This is a genomic window from Cryobacterium luteum, assembly GCF_900110125.1.
In the GTDB taxonomy this organism is placed as follows: Bacteria; Actinomycetota; Actinomycetes; order Actinomycetales; family Microbacteriaceae; genus Cryobacterium; species Cryobacterium luteum.
The window spans coordinates 1-3,308 of record NZ_FOCN01000053.1 but is presented as its reverse complement, the minus strand read 5'-3'; the positions used below and the strand labels follow the sequence as shown (position 1 = coordinate 3,308).

Here is a 3,308-nt window from a genome sequence, read left to right as displayed (position 1 = left end):
CAACAACTCCAAGAGCTCAAACCGCACGGGCATATCGACCCCGACTCCGCAATCGTCGAATACAACGGTCCGAGGCAATACACCGCCGCGATCGTCCCACTGATCGGTTACTACGGCTAACCGCTGAGGCACACCGCCCGAACCTTTCCCATTCAGGGTTCGGCTAACGGGCGCTCAACCCATGCTCTACACGTGTCATCTATACGTTCGGCGATTTCAAGCGGTGGAAGCAACAGGGGTTATTTCTTTCTTCGAGACTAGCTCGCTGAGCAGGTCGGCTGGGGTGCTCCGGTTGAGGGTTTTGCGTGGCCGCTCGTTGAGTTCAGTGGCGACTTCGAGGAGGCGTTGAGCGCTGTGGGCGTTCAGATCGGTGCCTTTCGGGAAGTACTGGCGCAGTAGGCCGTTGGTGTTCTCGTTCGAGCCGCGCTGCCAGGGTGAACCTGGATCACAGAAGAAGATCGGAACCCCGGTTGCTTTGGTGATCTCCACGTGCCGAGCAAGCTCGGTTCCCTGATCCCACGTCAATGACCGCCGCAGAAAGGCTGGCAGACCTTCCAGCACACGGATGAGTCCATCGTGGAGGTCAGCGGAGCTGTGACCGTTGGGCAGGTGCACCAAGATGACGAACCGGGTCGTGCGTTCAACCAAAGTCGCGATCGCCGATCCCGATGCCGAACCGACGATCAAATCGCCCTCCCAATGACCGGCGACCAGCCTGTCGTTGGCCTCTTTGGGCCGTTCGCTCAGCATCACTTTGTCGCGAATTTTACCCACCGCGTTCAGCTGCGTGGCCCGCGGTTTTCGCGCTGATCGGCCCCGCCGCAGGTGCCGGTGCAGGTGAACTCCGACGTAACCACCGCTTTGAACGTAGAGGCTTTGATAGATCGACTCGTGGGAGACCTGCAGTTCGTCTTGGCCGGCGAACACGACCGCGAGATCGTCACTGATCTGCTGCGGACTCCAGTTCTTCCGCAATCGTTCCTCAACGACAGCGGCAAGCTGCCGGTCATCGAGCTTGCCGGGTGTGCGTTCCGGCGCAACTCACGGCTAATCGTCGATGCGGAGCGCCCCAGGTCCCGTGCGATCGCGCGAACGCCGGCACCGCCAAGCCGCAGATCTGCGATGCGCAGACGTTCCTCTTGGCCCAAGTAACGTCCCGAAGACGCAACGGCCGGAACGGGTATTCGCCCGCCAGCGGCCTTGATCCACCGATATCCCTGTCTGCGATTCACTCCTATAGATTCGCACGCGGCCGCCGCCGACATTCCCTCACGGACCCGATCCCAGAACAAGTTCTCGCGATCCTTCAACACCACTCTTGACGCCATCAACAACACCTCACCTATACGGTGTTGCTACGACCCCTTGAAGCCGCCCTAGGGATATGAGCCGTCTCACGCCCCCTCCCCTAACCCTTTCAATATCTGTGAGTCGCAACGGTAAGTGGCGTTGTTTTGGCAGCGATCAGTGGCCGATGAGGAGTGCTTCGCGCGCGGCGTCGACGATCTCTGGTGTGAGTGCGTCGAGGCCGTTGACGGTCTGAATGCGCTCGATCTGGGTGAGGAGTCGATCGACGAGGCGGAAGTTGCCTCCGGTGATGCGGACGATGGTTGCGGCTGCGGTCGCGTGCGCGATTCCGCCGTCGGCCGCCTCGGCTGCAGCGGGGAGCCGACGCATGAGTACTGCGGTGAGTTCGTCGGGGGTCAATGGTCGGTACTCGTGGGCGAATCCGATTCGGCTGTAGAGCCGGGGGTAGCGGGCGAGGCGTTTCTCGATGCCGGGCATGCCGATGAGGATGACGCCCACGTGGTGGCGGTCGAAGTAGTCTCGGACTTGCTCGAGGCCGGTGGTCTTGAGACGGTCGGCCTCATCGATGATGAGCAGTTCGGTGCGGCCGCTGGAGCGTGACTCGGTGTGGACGTATGGGGGTGGCTTGTGAATTCGTCGAATATCCGACGCTAAGGTTTTGTGGTGTGTAGCGTGCAGTATCAATTTTTCTCAACATATTCCCAGAGCAGTGCTTCTGACCGCCAATTCACGCGGAGGGCGCCTAACACTTGCCGTGTACGCACCAATGTAACGATTGTCAGTCTTAGCGATGCATCATCCAGAGATGTCTACCGTCCCCTCTGCGTCAAGCTGGTTGTGAGTCAGTTCACAATCAGCAGGAAGCAGAGAAATGTCAATCAGCCCAGGGTTCACGACGGCAGAGATTCGCGAGTTTGTTTATGAGTACCACGCGATTGTGCACGGAGGAAAGACTGCCTGGCGCGTGGAGCGTGGGGTCTCGTCGCACACGCTGAGACGGTGGAGCGACGCGGTGTTCGCTGGCGATCTCGACCGCGGGCTCATTCCGCGAGAGGCTAGTCAGATGACTATTCCATCGGAGAAACGCACGGCACTGGCGAAGTTGCGTGCTGCGGAGCGCGAAGCGCAGGCTGCTGAGGTCGCACGTTTGAGTGGGCGTGTGCGCGAGTTGGAGGAGGCCAATACCGCGTTGGGAACAGCTATCGGGCTCTTGCACGCGATGAGCGAGGAAGAGCCCGCAGCCACCCCGACGACACCCGATCCATCCAGTTCCTGACGCTGGAGAACGAACTCGTCGCGGAGCTGACGCGCGCGACGGGGTCGCAACGTCAAGCGTTGACGATCACGGGCGTGGCCCGGTCCACCTGGCAGTACCGGCAGACGCCGCGCGCGCGGGTGCTCAAGCCGATACCGCAGAAGGAACGCGCGTATCTTTCGCGCATCGACTCGGCCGATCGGGCCGTGATCGAGACGAAAATCACGGCCGGCTGGAAGAAGGGAAACGCGGTTGATCACACGTTCGCGTCGACCTGGGATGAGGGCGTCATGCTCGCCGGGCGCCGGTCCTGGTGGCGGATCGCGGCCGATATCGAGGACCAGAGCACCCGCCCCCTCGTGCCCACCCGGCGGGGATCTAGAAAACCCCGTGACAAGCCGGTACTGATCGCAACGGGACCCATGCACGTGTGGTCTTGGGACATTACCGACTTGCACTCTCCGTGGCGGGGGAAAGCGTTCAAGGCGTACTCGATCATCGACATCTGGTCACGCAAAATTGTCGGCTTCCGGGTCGAAGAACGCGAGAGCGACCATCTCGCGGTGGACATGTTCGAGACAGCTTTCCGCGAGCACGGCACCCCGAAGTTCGTCCACGCGGACTCCGGCCCGTCGATGCGCTCGGATGCGCGAGGGTGTCAGATGGTTTGTGTAAGGGGTTGCGGATCCATTTGAAGGAGTGACACTAATGGTCATGACAGAACGAAATGAGAAGCTGAAAGCAC

General features: G+C 60.9%; 3 protein-coding genes and 1 pseudogene. 2 read left to right on the top strand and 2 right to left on the bottom strand.

Annotated elements, in window-relative coordinates; genetic code table 11:
• Positions 1-216 precede the first annotated feature (216 nt).
• Together BMW72_RS18095 and BMW72_RS18090 are read right to left on the bottom strand one after the other, a co-directional pair.
• Positions 217-1,328 (bottom strand): annotated as a pseudogene (locus BMW72_RS18095) (IS30 family transposase).
• Positions 1,329-1,464: 136 nt separating this feature from the next.
• Positions 1,465-1,992 carry an AAA family ATPase gene (locus BMW72_RS18090; RefSeq protein WP_241983863.1) on the bottom strand — a complete coding sequence of 176 codons (528 nt, stop codon included), beginning with the start codon at positions 1,990-1,992 and terminating at the stop codon, positions 1,465-1,467.
• Between the two features lie 187 nt (positions 1,993-2,179).
• Between BMW72_RS18090 and BMW72_RS18085 the strand changes: the two genes are divergently transcribed.
• Positions 2,180-2,584 (top strand): hypothetical protein, encoded by a 405-nt coding sequence (locus tag BMW72_RS18085; RefSeq protein ID WP_092113118.1) that lies wholly within the window; start codon positions 2,180-2,182, stop codon positions 2,582-2,584.
• A 59-nt stretch (positions 2,585-2,643) separates the two neighbouring features.
• On the top strand, positions 2,644-3,258 hold the full coding sequence (locus BMW72_RS18080; RefSeq protein WP_092113117.1) for a DDE-type integrase/transposase/recombinase: 615 nt from the start codon (positions 2,644-2,646) through the stop codon (positions 3,256-3,258).
• Positions 3,259-3,308 lie beyond the last annotated feature (50 nt).